Origin of the sequence: Veillonella magna DSM 19857 (genome assembly GCF_000428745.1) — a bacterium.
GTDB classification, from domain to species: Bacteria; Bacillota; Negativicutes; order Veillonellales; family Veillonellaceae; genus Veillonella_A; species Veillonella_A magna.
The window spans coordinates 1-22,566 of sequence record NZ_KE386795.1 but is presented as its reverse complement, the minus strand read 5'-3'; the positions used below and the strand labels follow the sequence as shown (position 1 = coordinate 22,566).

General features: G+C 43.7%; 18 protein-coding genes, 1 tRNA gene and 1 pseudogene. 5 read left to right on the top strand and 15 right to left on the bottom strand.

Annotation, left to right across the window (positions count from 1 at the left end; translation table 11 throughout):
* Positions 1 to 290 precede the first annotated feature (290 nt).
* The 3 genes from G344_RS11520 to G344_RS0107045 form a co-directional block, all read right to left on the bottom strand.
* Positions 291 to 1,589, bottom strand: a complete 1,299-nt coding sequence (locus tag G344_RS11520) for a helix-turn-helix domain-containing protein (RefSeq protein WP_028255573.1) — start codon at positions 1,587 to 1,589, stop codon at positions 291 to 293.
* A 523-nt stretch (positions 1,590 to 2,112) separates the two neighbouring features.
* A complete protein-coding gene (locus G344_RS0107050) occupies positions 2,113 to 2,775 on the bottom strand; it encodes a TerC family protein (protein ID WP_028255572.1) in 663 nt (220 codons plus the stop codon).
* Between the two features lie 72 nt (positions 2,776 to 2,847).
* Entirely contained in the window at positions 2,848 to 3,504 is a 657-nt protein-coding gene (locus G344_RS0107045) for a YjbE family putative metal transport protein (RefSeq protein WP_028255571.1), read from the bottom strand.
* Between the two features lie 360 nt (positions 3,505 to 3,864).
* Between G344_RS0107045 and G344_RS0107040 the strand changes: the two genes are divergently transcribed.
* A complete protein-coding gene (locus G344_RS0107040; RefSeq protein WP_028255570.1) occupies positions 3,865 to 5,217 on the top strand; it encodes an MATE family efflux transporter in 1,353 nt (450 codons plus the stop codon).
* Between the two features lie 174 nt (positions 5,218 to 5,391).
* On the opposite strand, the gene recG is transcribed toward G344_RS0107040, so the two are convergent.
* Complete coding sequence (gene recG, locus G344_RS0107035; protein WP_028255569.1) at positions 5,392 to 7,434, bottom strand: ATP-dependent DNA helicase RecG; 2,043 nt, start codon at positions 7,432 to 7,434, stop codon at positions 5,392 to 5,394.
* A gap of 244 nt (positions 7,435 to 7,678) precedes the next feature.
* On the opposite strand from recG, the gene rpmB reads away from it, so the two are divergent.
* Positions 7,679 to 7,867, top strand: a complete 189-nt coding sequence (rpmB, locus tag G344_RS11720; protein ID WP_071838105.1) for a 50S ribosomal protein L28 — start codon at positions 7,679 to 7,681, stop codon at positions 7,865 to 7,867.
* Between the two features lie 1,684 nt (positions 7,868 to 9,551).
* Here the strand turns inward: rpmB and G344_RS10980 are convergent.
* The 11 genes and pseudogenes from G344_RS10980 to G344_RS0106980 form a co-directional block, all read right to left on the bottom strand.
* Positions 9,552 to 10,629: pseudogene (locus tag G344_RS10980) on the bottom strand (IS30 family transposase).
* 215 nt (positions 10,630 to 10,844) lie between these two features.
* A tRNA-Leu gene (locus G344_RS0107025) sits at positions 10,845 to 10,928 on the bottom strand.
* A gap of 145 nt (positions 10,929 to 11,073) precedes the next feature.
* On the bottom strand, positions 11,074 to 11,700 hold the full coding sequence (locus G344_RS10975) for a class I SAM-dependent methyltransferase (RefSeq protein WP_051245857.1): 627 nt from the start codon (positions 11,698 to 11,700) through the stop codon (positions 11,074 to 11,076).
* 198 nt (positions 11,701 to 11,898) lie between these two features.
* The gene (gene pckA / locus G344_RS0107015; RefSeq protein WP_028255568.1) at positions 11,899 to 13,458 is read right to left on the bottom strand and encodes a phosphoenolpyruvate carboxykinase (ATP); all 1,560 of its coding nucleotides are present in this window, start codon (positions 13,456 to 13,458) and stop codon (positions 11,899 to 11,901) included.
* A gap of 234 nt (positions 13,459 to 13,692) precedes the next feature.
* A complete protein-coding gene (locus tag G344_RS0107010; protein WP_028255567.1) occupies positions 13,693 to 14,085 on the bottom strand; it encodes a class II SORL domain-containing protein in 393 nt (130 codons plus the stop codon).
* A gap of 239 nt (positions 14,086 to 14,324) precedes the next feature.
* A complete protein-coding gene (gene cobO / locus G344_RS0107005; protein ID WP_028255566.1) occupies positions 14,325 to 14,864 on the bottom strand; it encodes a cob(I)yrinic acid a,c-diamide adenosyltransferase in 540 nt (179 codons plus the stop codon).
* A gap of 10 nt (positions 14,865 to 14,874) precedes the next feature.
* The gene (locus G344_RS0107000; RefSeq protein WP_028255565.1) at positions 14,875 to 16,272 is read right to left on the bottom strand and encodes a cobyrinic acid a,c-diamide synthase CobB; all 1,398 of its coding nucleotides are present in this window, start codon (positions 16,270 to 16,272) and stop codon (positions 14,875 to 14,877) included.
* Between the two features lie 20 nt (positions 16,273 to 16,292).
* Positions 16,293 to 17,000, bottom strand: a complete 708-nt coding sequence (gene cobI / locus G344_RS0106995; protein ID WP_028255564.1) for a precorrin-2 C(20)-methyltransferase — start codon at positions 16,998 to 17,000, stop codon at positions 16,293 to 16,295.
* A 36-nt stretch (positions 17,001 to 17,036) separates the two neighbouring features.
* Positions 17,037 to 17,891 (bottom strand): sirohydrochlorin cobaltochelatase, encoded by an 855-nt coding sequence (locus G344_RS0106990; protein ID WP_028255563.1) that lies wholly within the window; start codon positions 17,889 to 17,891, stop codon positions 17,037 to 17,039.
* A gap of 99 nt (positions 17,892 to 17,990) precedes the next feature.
* Complete coding sequence (locus G344_RS0106985; RefSeq protein WP_028255562.1) at positions 17,991 to 18,854, bottom strand: sirohydrochlorin cobaltochelatase; 864 nt, start codon at positions 18,852 to 18,854, stop codon at positions 17,991 to 17,993.
* 398 nt (positions 18,855 to 19,252) lie between these two features.
* The gene (locus G344_RS0106980; protein ID WP_028255561.1) at positions 19,253 to 19,570 is read right to left on the bottom strand and encodes a hypothetical protein; all 318 of its coding nucleotides are present in this window, start codon (positions 19,568 to 19,570) and stop codon (positions 19,253 to 19,255) included.
* 283 nt (positions 19,571 to 19,853) lie between these two features.
* Between G344_RS0106980 and G344_RS0106975 the strand changes: the two genes are divergently transcribed.
* The 3 genes from G344_RS0106975 to G344_RS11950 form a co-directional block, all read left to right on the top strand.
* A complete protein-coding gene (locus G344_RS0106975; RefSeq protein ID WP_420864504.1) occupies positions 19,854 to 20,858 on the top strand; it encodes a sirohydrochlorin cobaltochelatase in 1,005 nt (334 codons plus the stop codon).
* 232 nt (positions 20,859 to 21,090) lie between these two features.
* On the top strand, positions 21,091 to 22,023 hold the full coding sequence (locus G344_RS0106970; RefSeq protein WP_028255559.1) for an ABC transporter substrate-binding protein: 933 nt from the start codon (positions 21,091 to 21,093) through the stop codon (positions 22,021 to 22,023).
* Positions 22,024 to 22,431: 408 nt separating this feature from the next.
* Positions 22,432 to 22,566 (top strand): transposase-like zinc-binding domain-containing protein (locus tag G344_RS11950; RefSeq protein WP_420864503.1); only part of this gene is annotated, 135 nt, incomplete at its 3' end.

The following is a 22,566-nucleotide window of genomic DNA, read 5'->3' as shown; positions in this document are numbered from 1 at the left end:
TCTTCAGTTGTTACTAAAGTAGAATTTAAATGATGGCTTGTACAAGCAATTTACTATTACGTTCAACCTTCAGTTGTTACTACAGTAGAATTTAAATCTGTTAGCAGCATCAAGTATATTGGCTGTTAATTCTTCTTCAGTTGTTACTACAGTAGACTTCAGATGACAAAATATTCTACACTTTTCCTTCTTCTTATGAAGCAATGGACTGCATCCCTGCCATTAGTCATCGCCTCCTGCTCTATGATAGGTAAAAGTGTGACGCGGTGCCGGTTTCCTTTCCACTGTTGTTAACCCGACTCCTGCCACGTGGTAATAGAAGCGTCTGGCGCAGCCTGTTCTTCTGTTGGTTGTGGATTCTCCCGTTCCGCTGTAATTTGTGGAGCCGTCTCTGTTATCATTGCCGTTAGCATATCCCGTAGTACGAGAGCCATCCCTTTGTGAACGAGAACCGTACCCTTGTGAGCGATAGGCCCCCGCCGTTCCTTCGCTTCCGCTTTCCACTTCTTTTCATTTCGTTCCCAGTAAGCAGCCGCTCGTTTCCAACTCTTCATCGTCTTCTTGCCCACAGACCAACCTACCGCATCGTAGTACGCCATGAACGCTTCCGGATCAATGTGGTAGCCCTTCTCCCGGCAATACGCCTGCACCATCTCCAGCGTTGGCGGAACAAACGGTTCTTCTTCGTCAGCCTTGTTCGACTTCGCTGTAGACTCCGCTGTGGATTTGGATGTTTCTTTCGATGTGATCATAGCATTGGATTGTAATTCAATCGTAGACACAGATTTCGATTGCAATGTTACATTCGACACGTCCTCTTCTGCATTTTTTAATGTATTGTCTTGGGGCTCTACAAGGATGGCTTCGCTACCTTTCTTTGTACTTTCTTTAGAGATGTTTAGTCTAGTTTCGTTTAGTTTAAGTATAGGTACAAAAGTTTCGTAACTTTTTACCCTAACCTTTGCCGGTAGTATTGCCGGTACCGTTGCCGGTATATGTTTTGTATTACCTATTTTTTCATCGTCATTGCCGGTAAATTTTGCCGTTTCTAACTCTGTATTGGCTGTATGTTTACCATCATTCTCGGAAGCTTTTATCGGCTCTGACGCTATATTAATTTCATCTTTATTGTTGGCAATGTCTTCCAATTCTACTTCTGCCTGTGGTACCTCTTCATTATCACCAGCAGATATTACTGGTTCTGTTATCGTTACATCTGTAGCTGTTTTGCCTTCCTTCATTTGACCCGTAGTCACTTCGTCCGTAGTGGTTTCATCTATCGGAAGATCATCGGGCTTATCAAACTCTTCTACCGGAATCAGTTGGTATATCGGGGCAATGCCCACTCTTCCCTTCTTATACATTAAAAGACCTAACGAGCATAACTCATTTCTCGCATTGCGAATCGTGCGTTCACACAAGCCTGTGCTTAACAGCAATGCATTCATCGATAAATTAAAATTCTTTTTCCACCCGGCCACATTATTATAATGAAGTAACGTAAGCCAAAGAAAACGCGCCGATGAAGAAACTCCCGGATGCACTAGTATCCATTTTTGAAACCCGTTTATTTGTTTGATGTAATTCATGAGTCGTACCTCCCTAAAATCTAGCGGGGAAAATTACCCCCTCACTTATAACAGGCAAAAACGACCCCTTTTTTAAACATAATTACCCATATTTTTTTATCATACAACCATCTTAATTTTGCATCTAATCTGAAAATCCAGTATATATCTGTATTGTATGCTTCTTTCAACCGAAAATAAAAATTACAAAAAATTTATGTGTACCTTTCAACCGGTAGATATGTACAAACAAAAGCAATTAATGCTATCGAACATTCAATTCATAGTACCGAACATTTAATTACTGCTATCCAACGTGTAACCAATGACATAAAAACTAAAAACTCACATATATAGATTCTTCAGTTACGCCCGGAAACTGAATAAATAACTTGGAGGTCGACTCATGTCTTGGCAGTCAAGTCTTACGAATGAATAGATAAATATAAAAGTATCCTACGATAGCTCTTTGAAGCCCGGTCTTTCGAAGGGCATTCTGCATAGCTATCGTAGGATACTTTTCTCTTCTAGTATTACTTTTTATTTACTTCTTAATTTGCTTCATAACAACTACGGCCACCATGACAACAACAATACCAATAACACCGGCTACTGCTTGCGGCCACTGCCAAACAGCAGCCAGCAACGGATCGGCTACTACCATTTCACCGGCTACCCAACCCAATACGGCACCACCGGCATATAAAATGATCGGATATTTGCTGATAAGCTTTGCAAATAAGGAAGCACTAAAGATAATAATCGGTACCGTTACCAACATACCCAGAACAACCAGTTCCATAATGCCTTGTGCGGCTGCTACGACACCAATCACATTGTCAATGCTCATCATCGCATCCGCCAGCACTATAGTAATAATCGCCTCTCTAAGTGAATCCTTTGCTTCCACATGTGCTTCTTCATCTTGATCCATCAAGAGTTTCACTGCAATCCAAGCCAATACGATACCGCCTATAATGTGTAGTGCCGGAATGATATGTAATGCTTCCGCTAACAAAAAGGCCAATACCAACCGAATAGCGATGGCACCGAAGGTGCCCCAAAAGATAGCTTTCTTTTGCAAATCCGGTGACAGCTTTTCCGCCGCCATACCGATAACAACAGCGTTGTCTCCGGCTAATACAATATCTACAATAATAATTTTGCCTACGGCAATCCACGTGGCTATATCTAATAAGTCTAACAATCCATTCGCATCCTTCCTCATAATCATGTAAGGAATATTATAGCACTGTTGACTATAAAACGCACGTAAACATTATCTCATTCTCTTTTTTATAATAGCAGCTGCTAAAACAAGGACAACACAAGCCAATTTAAAAGGAATCGCATAAGGAGCAAGATACGGTGCCACTAAATGATCGGCTTCAATCATACCGCCGCCGACCCAGCCGAGAATACCGCCACCGGCATAAAGTATAACCGGATATCTATCAATCAGTTTAACAAATAGCGTACTGCCCCAAATAATAATTGGCACCGTTATCAACATACCGGCCACCACTAAGCCCATATGACCTTCGGCAGCACCAACAACACCGATTACATTATCTATCCCCATTACGCCATCGGCAATCACAATCGTCATAATGGCGCTACGCAAATTATCCCTGGCTTCAATGGAATGCTCCTTCTTGGTATCGTCTAGGAGTGAATAGCCAATCCAAAGTAGCAATAGACCACCGATTAAGTGTAACGCCGGAATCGTGTTAAGCGCTTCTACAAATAAAACGGCCATGACTAAGCGCAATACAATAGCCCCGACAGTCCCCCATAAAATAGCCTGTTTGCGGTGATGAGGCGGTAAATTTTTAGCCGCCATCCCAATTACGATCGCATTATCTCCGGCTAATAAAATATCAATAACAATAATTTTTACAATAGCAAGCAAGCCTGCCACACTAGCAATCTCCAATGCGGTTCCTCCCTCATCGTTCTAATCTAATCATATGCCTATAAAATTCTGCCTCTGTCGGTTATAGTCCTGCTTGATTGTACATAAAAAAGACGTCTGATTATCTTTCAGGCGTCTCCTTTGCAGGTCGCTACTTTACCTTTCGTGGCCTCATATGTTACAATTATACCATAATAATTATGAGAGTATCATGAGAAACACAATACATTTACTGGGATTTTCTTACTCTCATTTTGTGCAGTGTACATTTCAAGTGTACACCTATAGGCAAGTTCTCCACTCTTAGGTTGGGGGCTTTTTTTATTGCTCCGTAACTGCCTGTACAGTGCTACATGTGTTGTATTAGAAAGGGTTATATCTATGCATCAAACTGAAACGATTTTCCAAAAGTTCCGACTGTTTCTGCGTCTGGCTACGCCGGTTATTTTGACGCAGTTTTCTCTCTTAGCCGGTACTTTTGTGGCTGTATTCCTTACCGGACAATACAGCACCGTCGATTTGGCGGGAATTTCCATCGGCTATAATATTTGGGTCGCCTGCTTCTTCGGCGCCATGGGCATACTCCTCGGCATTTCACCGATTATTGCCCAACTACTCGGCGCGAAACGACCGGAGCAAATTCCTACTATCGTTCGTCAAGGACTGTATCTAGCCACCTGCATGGGCCTCTTCCTGCTTATCCTGGGTTTCTTAGGTCTCAAGCCATTATTGCTATTGCTCAATCTGGAACCGCAAGCCTACGAGGTTTGCATTCATTATATGACAGCCATCGCCTTCGGTATTCTTCCCTTGATGTGGCTATCCATTTTGCGTAACACCGTCGACTCTCATGGATATACCCATTACTCCATGGGTATCATGATTACCAGTTTTTTCCTTAGCGTCCTCTTAAATTATGTATTGATTAACGGTCATTTCGGATTACCTGCTTTAGGCGGTGTCGGTGCCGGGATTGCTACCGCTATCTGCTGTTGGTTTAACTTACTCTGTTATCTAGTGATTGTAACGCGCTGTAAAGCGTTTAAAGACTATCACTTTTTCAAACAGCTCGAACCGTGGCAATGGCCATACATTCAAGAACAGCTTCGCTTAGGTGTGCCGATTGGGATATCTATCTTCTGTGAAATGAGTATCTTTAGTGTAGCCGGTCTTGTAATGGCCTATTTTGGTACCGAAATCATCGCAGCCCATCAGGCAGCCATCAGCTTTACCAATCTCTTTTATTGCTTCCCCCTTAGCTTGAGCATTGCGTCCACCATTGCCGTTGGTTACGAAGTCGGCGCTCAACGCTATGCGGATGCAAAGGCCTATGCGTACATTGCTCGCGGTGTGTCTCTCGTAATTGCTGCCTTGATCAGTATGTACAGCTTCACCCATCTATCTACCATCGCCGGTTTATATACAACGGAAAGTCATATGGTAAACCTTATCGGCAGCTTCCTATCCTATGCGGTGTTCTTTACGGTAATTGATGCCTTTGGCACACCGATTCAAGGGATCTTGCGTGGCTATAAGGATGTGCGAATTATTTCCGTCATCGCTATCTCCACCTATTGGGGCGTCAGTGTTCCCGTAGCCTATGTGTTTAGCAAGCTGCTCGGCTATGGTCCGTACGGTATCTGGGTTGGCTTATTAGGCAGTGTGTCGGTAGCCGGTATTCTTTACACGTGGCGTCTCTGGTACATCCAGTACCGCCGTTATGCAGTACGCTAATAAAAATGAGTTAACAAGTACATAGTGTATGAAATAAAAAGGAGTTACGACGAACAAAGTGTACGAACGTTCCCAATGATTAGCTCTAACCGCTAATACCGGGATGTCGGTTCACTCATTTCGTTGTAACTCCTCTTTTCATATTGCCTTCATCAACAAAATGATATGCGCTGCTTAGCTATATAGGATGCGAATAAAATCATCACCGAAGCGCTGCTCCAGTTCCGGCTTCATCTTCTCCGCACAATACGCAAAGCCTTGCTTTGCAATGAACGCTTTCGCATCTCTGCGCGCCTCGGCCAACATATCAATATCACGAACAATATCCGCCACCTTCAAATCCGGCAAGCCGTGCTGTATAAGACCAAACAACTGCCCTGCACCGCGCAACAGTAAATCCTGTTCAGCCAAGACAAATCCATCTTGAATGGTTTCCATTAAATGTAATCGCTTTTTACTCTCCTCATTGCGACTGTCACTAACCAATATGCAATAGGCCTGCGCATCGCCGCGCCCTACACGGCCACGCAACTGATGGAGCTGTGAAAGACCGAACCGTTCCGCCCCTTCCACGCACATGATCGTCGCATTCGGCACATTGACACCTACTTCAATAACCGTAGTAGATACTAAGAGTTGAATGTCCCGGCGATGAAAGGCCTCCATAACCTCTTCCTTTTCGGCTGCACTCATGCGACCGTGTACCATACCTACCGCAAAACGCCCGTGATAATACGCAGCCAGCTCCATATACAGTGCCTCAGCTGCTTGTAAGTCCAGCTTTTCCGATTCTTCTACCAAGGGACACACCACATAAACTTGATGACCTGCCTCCATTTCTTTGGCAAAGAAATTACGCATCCGCTCCTTATAGGTCGAATTGACGGCAAATGTCTGCACCGGCTTACGCCCCGGCGGCATTTCTTTAATGGCACTGACCTCCAAATCTCCGTAAATGGAAAGCGTCATGGTTCGCGGAATCGGGGTGGCTGTCATTACAAGAACATGAGGATTCATCCCCTTTTGCTGTAATCGTGCCCGTTGCTCTACACCAAAGCGATGCTGCTCATCAATGATTGCCAATGCCAGTTTGTTAAAGTGCACACCCTCTTGAATAAGCGCATGTGTACCGATAACTATATCGATGGTCCCAGCAGCCAAGCCTTCATAAATGGCCTGTTTTTCTTTTGCCTTTGTTGAACCTGTCAGCAAAGCCAACGTAACATCAAGCGTACCACACATCGCTGTAATACTTTCATAATGCTGCTGTGCCAAGATTTCCGTCGGCGCCATCAGAGCCCCTTGGTATCCATTCTCCACCGCTTTAAGTAATGCTAACGCACCGACTACGGTCTTACCTGAACCTACATCCCCCTGCAATAGCCGTTGCATCGGCAAGTTGTCTTCCATATCGGTAGCTATCTCATGAAAAGCTCGCTGCTGATCACCGGTCAAGGTAAACGGTAACGATGCCAGAAAAGAGGTAATAAGTGGTCCATTCGTTTTCATCGCCACCCCTTGTACCGCTTGTTGTCGACTTCGCAATAACAATAATCCGGCTTGCATCACAAAAAGCTCCTCATACGCCAGTTGCCGACGTGCTGCCTTATAGGCTTCCGGTGTGCTGGGAAAATGCATTTCTTTAAATGCTGCATACCGCGTCATAAAGGAATGCGCTTCACTTACCTCCGGCGGTAAAATATCCGGCAACTCCCGATGCGCCGCAAACCAATTCGTCAGTGCCTGCCTTACTATATATTGGGATACACCTTCCACCAAAGGGTATACCGGTACGATGCCCGTGTCCGGTTGTTGATCACCGTATAGCATTTCCACATGCGGTGTATTCATCTGCAACGCACCGTATCCCATATCGACTTTACCGTAAGCGTAAAGGCGCAATCCTTTTTTATACATGTTCTTTTTATACGATTGATTAAAAAATACAATCTTACAACGTCCCGTGCTATCTGCTAGTACAATCTCCAAAATTGACAAACCGCGACGTGGTCTCTTTTCCTGTACCGTCGCAATGGTACCGATGACCGCTGCTGTTTCGCCGGCTTTCAATTCGCGCAAAGGTACAATATGGCTCCGGTTCTCGTAGGCACGTGGGAAATACGTAAGCAAGCCCGGAATTGTGCGCACACCCAGACGATGAAATTGCCGTTCACGCCCCGGTCCTATGCCCTTAATTGTCTGTAATGCTGTTTCCATCTGCTTACTACCGTCCTTCCCCATCATCGTATCTATCATATGCAATCGCTACTCACGGTGCACACGAGTGCGATGCATCGTCTGCCTTCATCCATCGTGTATACGTTCGTCATTACCGTTATGTACATTATAGCACAGGAAAATAATTAGATATATGTTTAAATCAATGTCACCACTTGCTTTTAATTTTCCTTTATGATAGAATACCTATGTTATGTTGTAAAAATGCTTGGAGGTGGAATTGATGGCAAACCTTTGCGAAGTATGTGGCAAATCCACAGCTAGCGGTATGAACGTGAGTCATTCTCATATCCGCACAAAAAGGACTTGGAAGCCTAATATCCAGAGAGTACGGGCAATTGTAGACGGCGAAACCAAAAAGGTTAATGTATGCACTCGCTGCCTTCGTTCTGATAAAATTACACGCGCGTAAAATATTAGAAGGTACATGTACTCAATAAATGAGAGACATCTGTCATTGATGACGGGGTGTCTCTTTTTTATTTCCTACTATTCTTTTGAGATGTATCCGATAGTTTGACAAAACACATTACTCGTGCCCTTCTTACGAAGGACAAGCACGCTACGCCTTTGTATCCCGTTGTGCCTATTATATCGCATACCGCTTTAAGCAGTTTATTTTTTTGTCCTCTTTTCCTCGGTAAACTAGAAAGTCTCCAACTCTTCTTTTGTCATATGTATACCTCCTTGCAATAAAAAAAGCCCTTTCGGGCTTAAAATGGATATAAAAAAACCGCCTACCTTCGTAAGCGGTTATTCCCTATGATTAGGACAATTCATACAAGTATTTTCAAAATCATCATGTTCTTCAGATAGCTATTTGTATAGAGACTTAGACCCCATTCTTTCAGCCGTTATTGAAATTTCAAAACAATCACCATATTCTATATTTTTATTGTACAAAGGACAAAAGATATTACTTTCCATCTTTAAACACCTCCATCATAGCTTTTATACGAGAATCAAATTGATAGTTATGAAATGCCGTGCGTATTTCCTTTGATTTTATATCAATATACACACATCCTTCTTTTGAATAGTAATTTATAAACGTCCCATTCCATCGCGCCAATGCAAACTTAGCATTCTTCAGCTAACGTAGTCGACCGGCATATAATAAAAAAGCAGAACCGCGATACCGATTCTGCTTTGCACCAGCACATCTATATGCCGTGGCCGGATTTCAACCGGCGTCTCCTCTTTCAAGGCGTGCTCACTCCTACACCACTCTTGTGCATCTCCATTATTCCATATATATTAATTTTTAGCAACCCAAAATTGCAATATAAAATTGAATACTTACTACGTCTATTAGCCTTCCTTGCTTAATTTATACTACGGTGCCACTTTTAATCTCAATATAAATCGTTATTCTATAACGACCAAGGGACTTAGCAATAGCTGACTTTGGGACATTGGCTTACAGTTCCTTTTCGATATAGAAGCGTTTGTACAACAAATATCGTTCTTGTATATATTGCTTGATTCATAGCCATCACCTCGGTGAAAGTATACATGAATCAGCCAAAAGCCTACATTCTTATCATATGATTTGTATCCCATACTTTTGCTGCTATTTTTTCATGCATACCTAGTATATCGGTAAAGGCCTTTTTATTATGTAATTTTCTACTAGCTATTACCAATCTCAGTATATCATAGTCATCAAGCGCCTACACTGCCATCACTTAGAATACACACCAAGTGGTATCATTCAGACACAGCCTCACTGAATAATCTCTGTCGACCCTTGGCATGATCTATTTTCCCTTCTATCGACAATAGCTCAAAAACTTGTAAATATGAAAAATTTATAGCATAATGATTTCATCAAAATACTTAAGAGTGGCTGTTCGACAGAAATGCTTATTTTTATCTGCACCGCCGTTGCAGTATGAGTGTTAGGCTTCAGTTGTTACTACAGTAGAATTTAAATCAATACGATCTTTTAATCCTTCGGCATTTACTCCGCTTCAGTTGTTACTACAGTAGAATTTAAATAAAAGAAGCGGTACGCGCTGTAGGTGTTGTTACAGTCTTCAGTTGTTACTACAGTAGAATTTAAAGATTAAATTTGAATTTGATGAAAAAAAATACTAAATTGCAATATGAAATTGAACACTATCTACATCCGTTAGCTTTTTAATTCGTCAAGGAATGCCTCTTGCGGTGTACGGTAACCGAGAATTTTTCTAGGTAATGTATTACACCAATCTGTTGCTCGTTTAAGAGTTGCTTCAGATACTGTGTGAATAGGTGTACCTTTAGGAATAAAACGACGTAATAATCCGTTGTGTCTTTCATTAGAGCCACGCTCCCATGCGGCATAGGGATGAGCAAAAAAGATTTGAAGTGTATCGCTCTCTAAATCAGTGATAGAGGAAAACTCCAGTCCATTATCTGATGTTATCGTTTTACATAACGCCCTGCCATCTAAGGCTTCATTGCAGCGTTTCAACCAATTTTGTAAGGTAATCGCAATATCGGTTGCCTTAGCTGAAGGAGACCTAAGTGTTACGTACGCTCGTGTTTTGCGCTCTAACAGAGAGACGATGACCTCGTCTTGCTTATCCTTAATACCTCGCACTGTATCTAGTTCCCAATGACCAAATTCTTTACGGTGTAAGATAGACTCATTCGTAAGTCGATAGACTTTCCCAGATGCTTTTTGTGCTTACGTGTTCTCGCCTTACGGGTTGAACGGCGTACCATAAGTGGTAAATCAATAGGAGCTATTTGAAGAATTCCTTGGTGCACATAGTTGTATAGGGTTTTGGTAGATACCATTGCATCGCGTGCAAACAAGTGATGACGTATAGCATAGCCAACAGATGCATCTATCGACCATTTATCTTTTAAAACCATATGCTCTATCCAGGCTAAAAATGCTTCAATAGCACCGGCTTTCAAAGTACTGAAAGAACCCTTACGAGATGTTTCATAACTGCTCTGACCGCGATCGGCTAAGTACATGAGTATTGGTTTTCTTTGCTTGATTTGTACTACGGTGCCGCGTCTGATTTCAGTGTAAATCGTTGTTCTGGAACGACCCAGTACCTTAGCAATGGCTGACTTTGAGATATTAGCCTGCAACTGCTTTTCGATGTAGAAACGTTCTTCATAGGATAGGTGTTTGTTTGTACGCAATGATGTGTTATGATTAATGTAGTCCATAGTGATACCTCGTGTGTTTGGTTTGGTCACTTTAATCATAACACGGCGTAGTCACTATGGATTTTTTATGTGTTCAGTTTCATTTTACAATTAACCATTGGAAAAAGTATTTTAAGCTGTAGTCAAAATGTAGTCAATCGCCTGAAGATAAAATGTAGTCAAACGCAAAAAAAGCGGCTTACGAAAATCTCGTAAGCCGCATATTTACTATAGTCTGGTGCGGTTGGCGGGAGTTGAACCCGCACGCCCGAAAGCACTGCCGCCTGAAGACAGCGTGTCTGCCATTCCACCACAACCGCATCTGGAATACTTTGTTATTGTATTATAGAACACCTGCTTTGTCAATACTACTCTATCCGTCAGAGATTAACGCATTTTCTATATCGTGAACGATTGATTCTATATATGCGTAGAATTTCCATAGCTTCCTACTAATGCTGATACTCAATGCCCAACTAGCGAATCACAACCTTGCATCGTTCGAACCGAATAGACCAAGATTTTTTCTCTTTCATCGTTTCCATCAAAAAGATCCCTACAATCTACCGGCTCTTCGGCATCAAGGTGCCAATGCTGATTTAGAAAACGCTCCACATCTTTATAGGGATAATAGAAAAAGAGGCGTAATGGCCGCGGTACTCGCTGCAAGGAATCGAAGATATTTCCCAGAACTCGTTTTAGTGTATGCAGCGCAAAGGGATTAAAGAAAAAACAGCAATCTGCTTCGTCCGGAAGCACATACGTTGCCGCATCACCGAGGACAAAGGAAACCCGTTGCCGTGCAGCTAGACTCTCGGCGTTGATCATTGCCTTCTGAAAGAGGCGTTCATCGTATTCGACACCAATAGAACGACACCCTATCTGATAGGCCAGAAAAATACTTACTCTCCCCTTACCGCTGCCGTAGTCGATGAGCATATTCTTTTTGCGAATCAGTCCACTGTTAGCCAATCGTTCCAGGACGCAGTAATCCGTCGGTTCATAAGGATGATGTTCACCATCGGAACGGCTGTCATCTCGACCGGATGTCCGAATAGCTAACAGGCGCTCCCATTCCTCTTCGCTCATCATCATGATTGCCTCCTTTCAGTGCATTTAAATTCATTGATCATCACTTTCCTACGTTTACCTTTCTAAGCCTATCCTACCATACATATATGTCCATAAAAAGAGTGCTCCTTACGATATCTTCTCTTTACTGATTGTCCTGTAAAGACTACACATCATAGAGCACTCTTTTAATTATAAAATTATCTATCAGAGAGTTTTCTAGAGCTTAGGGCCTGCCGACGCAATATCTTCGGTAACCTTGCCTTCAAAAAGCTTCTTAAAGTTATCATTAAAGAGACCGGCCAACTTCTTCGCCATGTCGTCATACGCATCCTTGTCCGCCCACGTATTGCGCGGATTAAGAATGTCACTCGGCACATTAGGACAAGATTTAGGAATAGCCACATTAAACAGCGGCATCGTCGTCCAACCGTCTTTCCCCAGGTCGCCATCAAGGGCCGCATGAATCATAGCCCTCGTGTACGCCAACTTCATACGTTGCCCTACACCATAGGGTCCACCGCTCCAGCCCGTATTAACGAGATACACATTCGTATCATGCTGAGCAATCCGTTCACCTAAAAGCTTTGCATACACCAATGGCTGTAGGGGAAGGAACGGCGCGCCGAAAGCAGTAGAGAACGTAGCCTGCGGTTCCTTAATGCCTCGTTCGGTACCGGCTACCTTGCTGGTATACCCCGTCAAATAATGGTACATGGCCTGCTCCTTCGTCAATTTTGAAATAGGAGGCAACACACCAAACGCATCAGCCGTCAAAAGGATAATATTCTTCGGCTGACCTGCACAGCTGGGAATCTTAGCATTGGGAATGTACTCCATCGGATATGCTACGCGAGTATTTTCTGTAATGGTGCTATCACTGAAATCAGGCACGCCTGTCTTCGCATCGATAACAACATTTTCCATTACCGCACCGAAGCGAATAGCACCGTAGATTTCCGGCTGACTGTCCTCTGTCAAATCAATACACTTGGCATAGCAACCACCTTCAACATTAAAGACCCCATTATCGCCCCAACCATGTTCATCATCACCGATGAGGGAGCGCTCGGGATCCGCAGAAAGAGTAGTCTTGCCCGTACCGGAAAGGCCAAAGAAGAGAGCCACGTCGCCCTGACTGCCTTCGTTGCAGGAGCAATGCATGGAAAGAATGCCTTTTTGAGGAAGGATATAGTTCATGACGGAGAAGATGGATTTCTTCAATTCTCCCGCATACAGACCGCCACCGATGAGGGCAATTCTCTTATCAAAGTTGAGGACAATGAATGTTTCCGAATTTGTGCCATCAACAGCCGGGTCCGCCATAACACTGGGCAGAGAAATAACCGTAAAGTCCTCCGGCACCGTGCTCGGTTCATCAGTTTTGATAAACAACTGGCTAATAAAGACCGTCTGCCAAGCCATTTCGTTGATAAACTTAACACGAATCTGGTAGTTTGGATCAGCACCGGCCTTAACATTTTTTACATAAACACAATGATTCTTAATGTACTCTTCACACCTAGCATAAAGGCGGTCAAATGTTTCTTCCGTACAAGCCTGATTGTTATCCCAGTCCACACTATCATGGGTTAAGGGCGTATCGACAATGAACTTGTCTTTCGGAGATCGTCCCGTGTGGGTCCCCGTCGTAACACACAGAGCTCCCCGATCGGAGAACGTCCCTTCTCCATTATGAATGGATGCTTCAATCAATTCACGAACGCTTAAGTCCCGAACGACTTCTTTGGCTTCGGCTAGTAGCTTCTCACTATTCATGTCATTCCCTCTTCCTATGATTAGTTATTGAAAAACATTTATTACGATTATTATATGACAGATTGTCGGCCTTAGCAAATCTAAGTAGTAGAACCCCTACGCCCCTATTGCTACCTTTTATGCCAGGCATTATCCCCTGATATAAAAAAAGGACGCACCGAAATAAGTTCTTTCACAAACCTCGGTGCGCCCCTTTCTCATTAAAAAGCACGCATGCTTCTATTATGTTTTAACTTAGCCTACTACGATATCCTTTTCGGATTCCCACAAGCCATGAATGTTGCAGTAGGAAGTAGCAATCAATTTACCGGATTTCTTGAAGGTTGCCGTAACAACACCGGCTGCTTCAGCAAATACAGGGCCTTCGTTAGCGCCTGCACCGGCTTCACCATGTACATTGAATTCAAGGCGAGCTACTTCATACGGCAATGTAGTGCCTTCTTCTACATAATACAATTTAATCCAAGCAATATGATGTTCCGTAGTGTTCGGATGTGCAATGTCTTTGCCTACTTCCAAACGAATTTCAACTTTTTCGCCGGCAGCTACTTTATCCGGAGCAGTAATAACAGGAACGTGTTTTTCAGTTTTGAAGTCTGCAGATTTTACATAGTTTACTAAAGCCATTGTAATAACCCCCTTGGAATTATAAAAATATACCTAAGTAAGAACTTTCTTATACAACCAAGTTCTTATATTAGTGTCTCTTACTACAATTCAATTATACCATGTCCCAAGGTATTTTCAAGGGTGCATTTCTAATTTTTTCGATATTAAAAATGCATCATAGAAAAAGGCTGAACCGGTGCTCTTCATCACCGATCCAGCCTGTATATATCTATCTTCTATCCATTTGTACAATACATTTAAAACTCAATGCCCTTCATGGCTTTGATACCTTTTTGGTATGCATGCTTCACCATTCGCATCTCGGTCACGGTATCGGCTATTGCAATAATGGACTCCGGTGCATCACGCCCCGTCAAAACAACGTGAAGGCGTTCCGGTTTTGCTTTCAGCATAGAAAGAACCTTCTCCTCCGACACCAGGCCAAACTTCATAGCGTAGTTAATCTCATCCATGATAATGATATCCCACACATCGGATTGTACTTCTCGTTCCAGCATAGCCCATGCCTCGGCGGCTGCTTTTTTATGCGCCGCCATCGCTTCTGCCGATTTCTCTTGTCGATGATAGACAAAGCCATTCCCCATCGGGCGAATTTCAATGGACTCGCCTAATCGGGCAATACCCTTTAATTCACCGTAGCCACCGCCGCTCTTAATAAATTGTAAGATCAACACTCGCAAGCCGTCTCCCACAGCTCGCAGTGCCAAGCCTAAGGCGGCCGTGGTTTTTCCTTTACCCTCACCGGTATTGACTAAAATCAAACCTCGTTCAGCCATGATTACTACCTCACTTTGTTGTTACTGTGTCCACGTTCCTACGCCATTGAGCTGCTGCCTCAACAAAGCGACCTGCGGCCTCATCGCTACCGGCAAAGTTTAAATGTAAATAGGAAGCCAGTATATTGTTTTTAGCATAGCCACCGGAATAATTTACCGGTTTGCGACCACCTTCAAATTGAAACGCCCACGGGAACGTTTCCGTCATCGGTTCCATGGTAGAGAAATGAAATTCATGGCCTCGTAACCGTACTCCCTGCGGTGCAAGCAAAGTATCTTGCAATGCAGTAGCCGTCACATAGCCCACTTTTTGCAATTTATCTTGCATACGGCACACGGCCGGCACCAAACCAACCATAGGCAGTTCGTTGCCATTGAAATCAACAACACTATGACACATGTACATTAAACCGCCACACTCCGCGTATATGGGCATACCTGCTGCCGCTGCCTCGCGAATTGCTTCTTTCATAGCTTCATTGCGTTCCAACTGCGACAGGAACATTTCCGGAAAGCCACCGCCGAAAAAGAGGGCGTCTACCTCAGGCAATGCGGTATCCGTCAAAGGACTGAACTGTACGATAGTAGCACCGGCCATTTCCAACGCCTTCAAGCTGGCCGGATAGTAAAATGAAAAGGCTTCATCATAGGCTACACCGATACGAGCGCGACGTTTTATTTTTTGTTCAGACAATGTTTCGGCTACCACCAATCCCGGTGCACTACATGCGATAGACTCCAAGGCATCCATATCGACCATGCTTTTTACGGCTTCTCTAATCGTAGTGATCGCATCCGTCGGGTCAACCTCCGTCACCGGAGTAAGTCCTAAGTGACGTTCCGGTGAATGCATACGATCATCACGGCGAATAGCACCGATAACGGGAATTCCCAAGCGCTCCATAGCACTGCGAATCATATGCTCGTGATTATCCGAACCGATGCGATTAAGGAGCACGCCTGCCAGATGTACTTCGTTATCATAATCACGAAATCCCTTAGCAATAGCCGCCGCACTCTCACCCATGGCTTTACAATCAATGACCAAAATAACCGGCGCTGCCAACTCTTTGGCAATTTGTGCCGTAGAACTTACGCCTTCACGGCCGCCATCATAAAGGCCCATAACGCCTTCAATGATAGCAATATCAGCCTCCTTAGCCATATTGGCAAAAAAAGGTTTCATTCGCTCTTGAGGCACCAACCATGTATCAAGATTGTAGCATTCTTCACCGCTGGCCGCTTTATGAAAGCCCGGATCGATATAATCGGGACCTACTTTAAAGGGCTGTGCCTTCATACCGCGTTCACGAAGTGCCGCTAACAATCCTGCGACTATCGTCGTCTTACCCACACCGGAATTAGTGCCGGCTACAACGATACGCGGAATCTTGTATTCCTTACTCATAAGGCGCTACCTCCCTATGTTTATCTATCTTTTCGCTTTGCCAAGATCGTAGACAAGTAATTAAGCTTTGTGTCGGACGGCATATCTGTAAGACCGCGATACACTTCTTCACCATCAAGACCCACGCGACTAATCATCACCGCATCATCCGCCATATCATGTTTCTTCAGTGTATCCTGTACTTCTTTAAAGTTGCGATATACCTTCATGATAACAGCATCGTCCGCAACTGCCAGCACCTTGTCGATTTTTTCTTTCGGTGCCGTTGCCGGTACGATAGCCAATACTTCTTCCTTTTCTACAATAGGATATCCCAAGTGAGAGCCGATGGCGCAGAAAGCAGTAACACCCGGAATCGTTTCGATATCATAGCCGGTGCCTTCCACCAAGCGATATACATACATGTATGTACTGTAAAACATGGGGTCACCTAAGGTAAGAAACACTACATTCTTACCGGCTTCCAAATAACCGATGATAATGTTCCGCGCTTCTTCCCAACCTTCCTGTTGCGTATCATCATTCAACACCATCGGGAAGACAACCGGTACAATCTCCGTATGCTCCTGAATATACGGCTTAGCAATATTCAGGGCCACCGATCCATCCTTCTTTTCTGTTTTCGGGGTGATGATAATATCGGCTTCACCAACAATGCGTGCTGCCTTTACCGTCATCAATTCCGGATCTCCCGGACCCACACCAATACCGTACAATTTGCCTTTCATAGTATTCACTCCTTGTAAATATAATATCTTTTGTCATTATTTAACATCAGGAATTACCGGCCGACGCTTCGATCGTTCTTCATACCTGTTAGCCAAACAATCCTCCAGATGTTGTACATATAAATCTCCAATAGCCGGGTACTCGCCTAGACCATGACGATGTTCTACTACCTCATAACCGGCGGCATACAACCGTGACGCAATGCTATCCGCTTCATCGCCGAACATGTCATTTAACATGTGATCACCTGCCACTAATAGTAACGGATACACATGAATTTTAGACGGTCGCTTACCATCCACCCATTCCCAGGGCAGTACGGTATCTTCCAAGGTGGGATAGGATTCCAATGTAATGACTCGTGCATTACACCATCCGCGACGCCATAATTTCATCTGCAGTACCGAATAAGCAGCATTGCCTACATTAAGTCCGCCGTGACCGACAAAGAGTACCCCTTCTTCCGGCGGCACCATTAATGCCTTAAGGCAGGTATCAATCAGTGCTTCATAATCATCGGGGTGTTCCTCCTGTCCCATGAAAAATAACAACGGGCGCCCGACGCGAACCGTGCGCAGCTCTCCCTGTCCTTCATAGGCTAAGATACTCCGCTTTAATTTATCATATTCTGCGCCCCCTGTAAAATGCAAAGGTTGCACAAACAATGACGTATAGCCTTCTTCAATGAGACGTTCCATCATACCGGCCTCTGTAATCGCTTCTTCACCGGCATCGCGCAATCTTTTTACCACAATACGCGATGAAAATGCCAAATATACATCATAATCGCTATATGTCTCTTTAATACGCTGTACAATAGAATCGATACATGCCTTGCGGGCAGCCCGTACCGTCGTGCCAAAAGCAACCACAACAATAGCTTGTTTCATAGGAAAGCCCCCTTTATATACAAAATCCCCGCCTTGTCTTAGCGACAAAAACGGGGATCGACATCCGTAATTACATGCGTAGTATGAGTCCGTACTGCTTTACGCCGTACATGCGCGGCGCTCGTTCTCACTAGCTTCGCGACCGGTTTGCTGCCTACGCTCCACCATGCGGATAGAGTGAGCCAAATGCTTCAAGAACAAGTCTTGAATATACGGATTTTCACCTAAGCCTTCATTCCAAATAGATACGCCATAGCCTTCTTCCGTCAATAGCGACGCCACTGAATCGGGACGCTCACCGCCAAGAAAATCCATCAGATGCTCGGAGCCAATCAGTGCTAACGGCACCACCAGGACTTCATGATGATCCAAACGTTCTAACAAGGTCAATGCCTGTTTAAAGTTTGGAAATCCATTAGACGTAAACACAGCCACATTTTGTCCGGCTCCGTAGAAACACTTTAGCTGCAACGCACTGAATTCTAATTGATTTTGTCCGTTGGCCATAAGCAATACCGATTTATTGAGGGCCCGAATATTAACATGCTTCATAATCGCTTCAATAGTCGAGGCGTAATCGTCGGCGTAGTTTTTTACGCCTAACGAACTCAATAAAGGCTTGCCTACATTAAGGCGAAGACCACGGTCATTTCCGTAATTAATTTTAGCGATAGTCTTGCGCATTTTCTGATAGCACTGATCCGCCACCAATGTGAAGGGGAGAATATGAATATCTTTTACGCCTTGACCGGCCATGTCCGCAATCGCTGCTTCCAAGTCCCATACAGTTCTATCGTATTTCTCATTCCACTTTTCAATTAAGGCATCGGCTAAGAATACGCGATGCACGATTGCTTCCGGATAGGTCTTACGAATTTTGGCTTCCATGCAGCCTACTGATTTTTCTACGGCTTCACCATAAATCGATCCAAATGTTGCCAGTATAATACCTTTCTTGTTCATACTATCCTCCGTTTCAGTCGTCCTCTAGCTACCAACGTCATCCCTATCTATCATAGTGGCGTGACCTTTCTTCACTGCCACCTGTTATGGATTATTATCATGCAGCTTTGCATAACAATGTTATCTTTCATTTCGTATCTTTATCATACGGTACATTGTTAAATTCGTCAATGAGAATTTATCTCATTTATAAAATTATCACTGACTATCACAGAGAATGTTGCATTTATCACAATATTCCTTATTTTACTGGCTTTATCTGTATTTATTTTTTACAACCTAACTACTGTCTTACTACTTCTCCCCCCATACTAAATGATAATATTATCATCAATAACTCCTGTACAGTCCGTAGCAAACTCTGCCCGATATGCCCCATACAGTAAAAGTATTCTCTCTTAAGGCTGTGAAAATACGCGCGGTGCAGCTACGTTGAAAACCTTAGCTATCAACGGCAAGTACTTTCCTTCTATCAAGGTGCGATTGCGTTCACTTCGTGTAATCAACCATAGCGCCCGTCCATTATAGGTAATGCGCAACAGGCTATTAATATATCGATTAAAATCTTCTTCGCCCATTGCCTCCCGCAAAGACAATAATTTACTGTGAATCGGTTCACCTTGGTATTCCGGTCGTTCCAGTACCGGTGTAAACGCTACTTCATAAACGGTATCCGACGTTTCGCGTGCTGTCGTGCCGCTTTCAAATTCATTCATATATATGCCTCCTTGAGCCATGTGTTCATGGTTTAATATAATACATGAATCATAATTAATGATAGCAGAAAAACGCGTCCTTGACTACGCATAGACAATGTCGCCGCCGTAGATATAACGATTTGTTATTACTCTATATAAAACGCCCCTTCTCCGTTGACCCTTTCCCCCCTCTTTGTTATGATAAATGCGAACAAAGATGTATTTCAAAATACATGTTTGCTATGAAGATTGGTTATATGAGTAGATTAGGTATTTAGGAGTGAACAAAATGAATCAAAGAATGAAACGTACTGTAGCAGCTGCTTTTGCCGCATTCGCTTTAGTTGGTGTAGGTGCTTTGGGGACCACTACCGATGCAGCGTATCAGTTAAGTTCGGAAGTAAAGACGGCTACACCGGCCCTCTTGGAAGCCACTGAAATCGGATTGCGCACGTACGTAAATCCCGATGCGGCTATGCAAGCCAAACCAAACAAGGATGCTATCGTTGTCATGAGCTTTGGCACCACGTTTAAAGATACCCGCGCCAAAACGATCGATGCTACCATAGATGAAATCAAGGCACAACATCCGGGCACAAAGGTAGTCACTGCTTTTACCTCGCATATTATTATAGACCGCATTAAAGCTAAGGAAGGTATTACCTATCCTACGCCGGAAGAAGCCCTCGATCAATTACAAAAGGAAGGCTATACCCGTGTAGCCTTGGCTACGTTGGATGTGATTCCCGGTCTTGAATATAATTACAAAACCGCCGTGTATAATCAGTACAAACATAACTTCAAAAAAATGACCATCGGAATGCCGCTTCTTTATTGGATGGGACAAGAAGAACAGCGTGACGACATCGTTACTATGCTTGATGCACTCCGCACACAGTTCCCGCAGCAAACTGCCAGCGACGCTATCCTCATCATGGCTCACGGCACGCCGGATCCGTCCAACGCCTATTATTCCGTGATCCAGGACCGCATTGACTCCATGGGACTAAAAAATGTGTACGTCTACTCGGTGGAAGGTTGGCCTCGTCTTGACGACATCATCCCGCAGCTGAAAGCCAACGGCATCAAGCATGTAACTCTTATGCCGATGATGATGGTAGCCGGCGATCATGCCAACAACGATATGGCCGGTGATGAACCGGATTCGCATAAGTCACAATTAGAAGCCGCCGGCTTTACAGTAGGGACCTACATTCATGGCATGGGAGAAAATCAAAAGATTCGCGATATCTTTGCTGCCCACGCCGATGAAGCATGGCAGGCTCTACAAGCTGACAATAAATAAACAAATGGCTGACACTATCTGATACACGATTCCCATCGCGTTCAGCATAGCATGGTACACCATACACTTATGCTATACGGGTAAAACCGTATGGCCATCGCCACAGCGATGATGTTCTTATCACCAACAGACTTCATTGCATGTGGCGTTTTGTGTTCTCCGGGGTTGCAGGTCCCACCGCGTCCCCGTATAATAATATTCGTATATTAATTACAAAGGATGGTGAATACACATGAAAAAATTAATAGCGATCGGTCTCTTACTCATCGGATTACTCACCGTAATTGCCGGTTGCGGAAAGACCGATTCCACCACGTCACAAGCAACGCGTACCGTAACCTCTGAAAACAAGGAATACACCATTCCGGCCAAACCGGAACGCATTGCCGTCTTATCGAATTCATTATTACAAATGTTAGATGCCGTCGGCGGCACTTCAATTGCTCGTGTAAACTCGCAAGACAAGCTGAACGACAAGCTAGCCGCATTACCTTCCTTAGGTCAAACCGCTTCCATTAATATGGAACAGCTTCTCTCCTTGAAGCCGGATTTGGTACTGGGCCTTTCCAATCAGCACGCTAAGTTTGAATCCCAGTTGCAATCGAACAAGCTCCCTTACATTCTTGTTACTTACGATGGCATTAAAGATAATGTTCCCCTCATTGCATTTTTAGGTGATGTAGTAGGCAACCCAGACAAAGCAAAAGAAGTCATTGCCCACTATAATGAAGGAATCGCAGCCGCCAAGGCTAAGCTTACCGGTGTCACTCCGGCGCGTGTAGCCGTATTACGTGCTACCGGCAAATCGGTAACAGCCGAAACGGAAAAAGCCATCACTGCCTCTATGGTAAAAGAACTGGACATGGATAATGTGGTTCTCACTCATAAAGAGTTAGCCGATTCCACCGCTAAAACGGTTCCCTACTCACTGGAAACCTTAGCCGTAGATAATCCTGATGTCATCTTCATCGTAACCATGGGTAAAAAGGAAGATATTACCAAGACTATGGAAAAGGAAATGACCGGCAACCCGGCGTGGAATAATCTAAAGGCTGTAAAAAACGGCAAGGTATTCTACTTGCCATCTGACCTCTTTCTCTTGAATCCGGGATTGCGCACACCAGAAGCCATGAACGAATTAATTAAAGATGCGTATAACTTGTAATCACTTCAAGACGTATCTGTACTTTCAACTGCTATATAAGTAACTAGTATGTAAGTAATTATTCTATCATCAGTTGTTACACGATAATTACTAACAAACAAAAACGGTATTGTACCTTACTCTTGGCTTCTCAGGGCCAATCAAAGATACAATACCGTTTTTATTTATCGCATGCGGTACGCCCACAGCCAAGTCACCGAACCGATAATCAGAGTTATAGGACAAAAAGTGTGGGTGAAAACCGCTATAAAACCAGTTAAGTACTGGGGTTATAGCGGTTTTATCTTTTTTGGGAGAAGATAAAGGTTGGACAAAAAGTGTGTGTAAAAATATCGATAGGCCCTTGTAAATACTGGCCTAAATAAGGTTATATCTTCCTATACAAAAACAAAAAAGGAGGAATAACATATGAAGCAAGTGATTTGTCCTAATTGCAGTCAAAAATGTATTAGACATGGAGTGTTAAAGTCAGGATCACAGCGATGGTTTTGCAAATCATGTAAAATAGCTTTTACTAATAAACTTAGCACTGCCGAGAAAGAA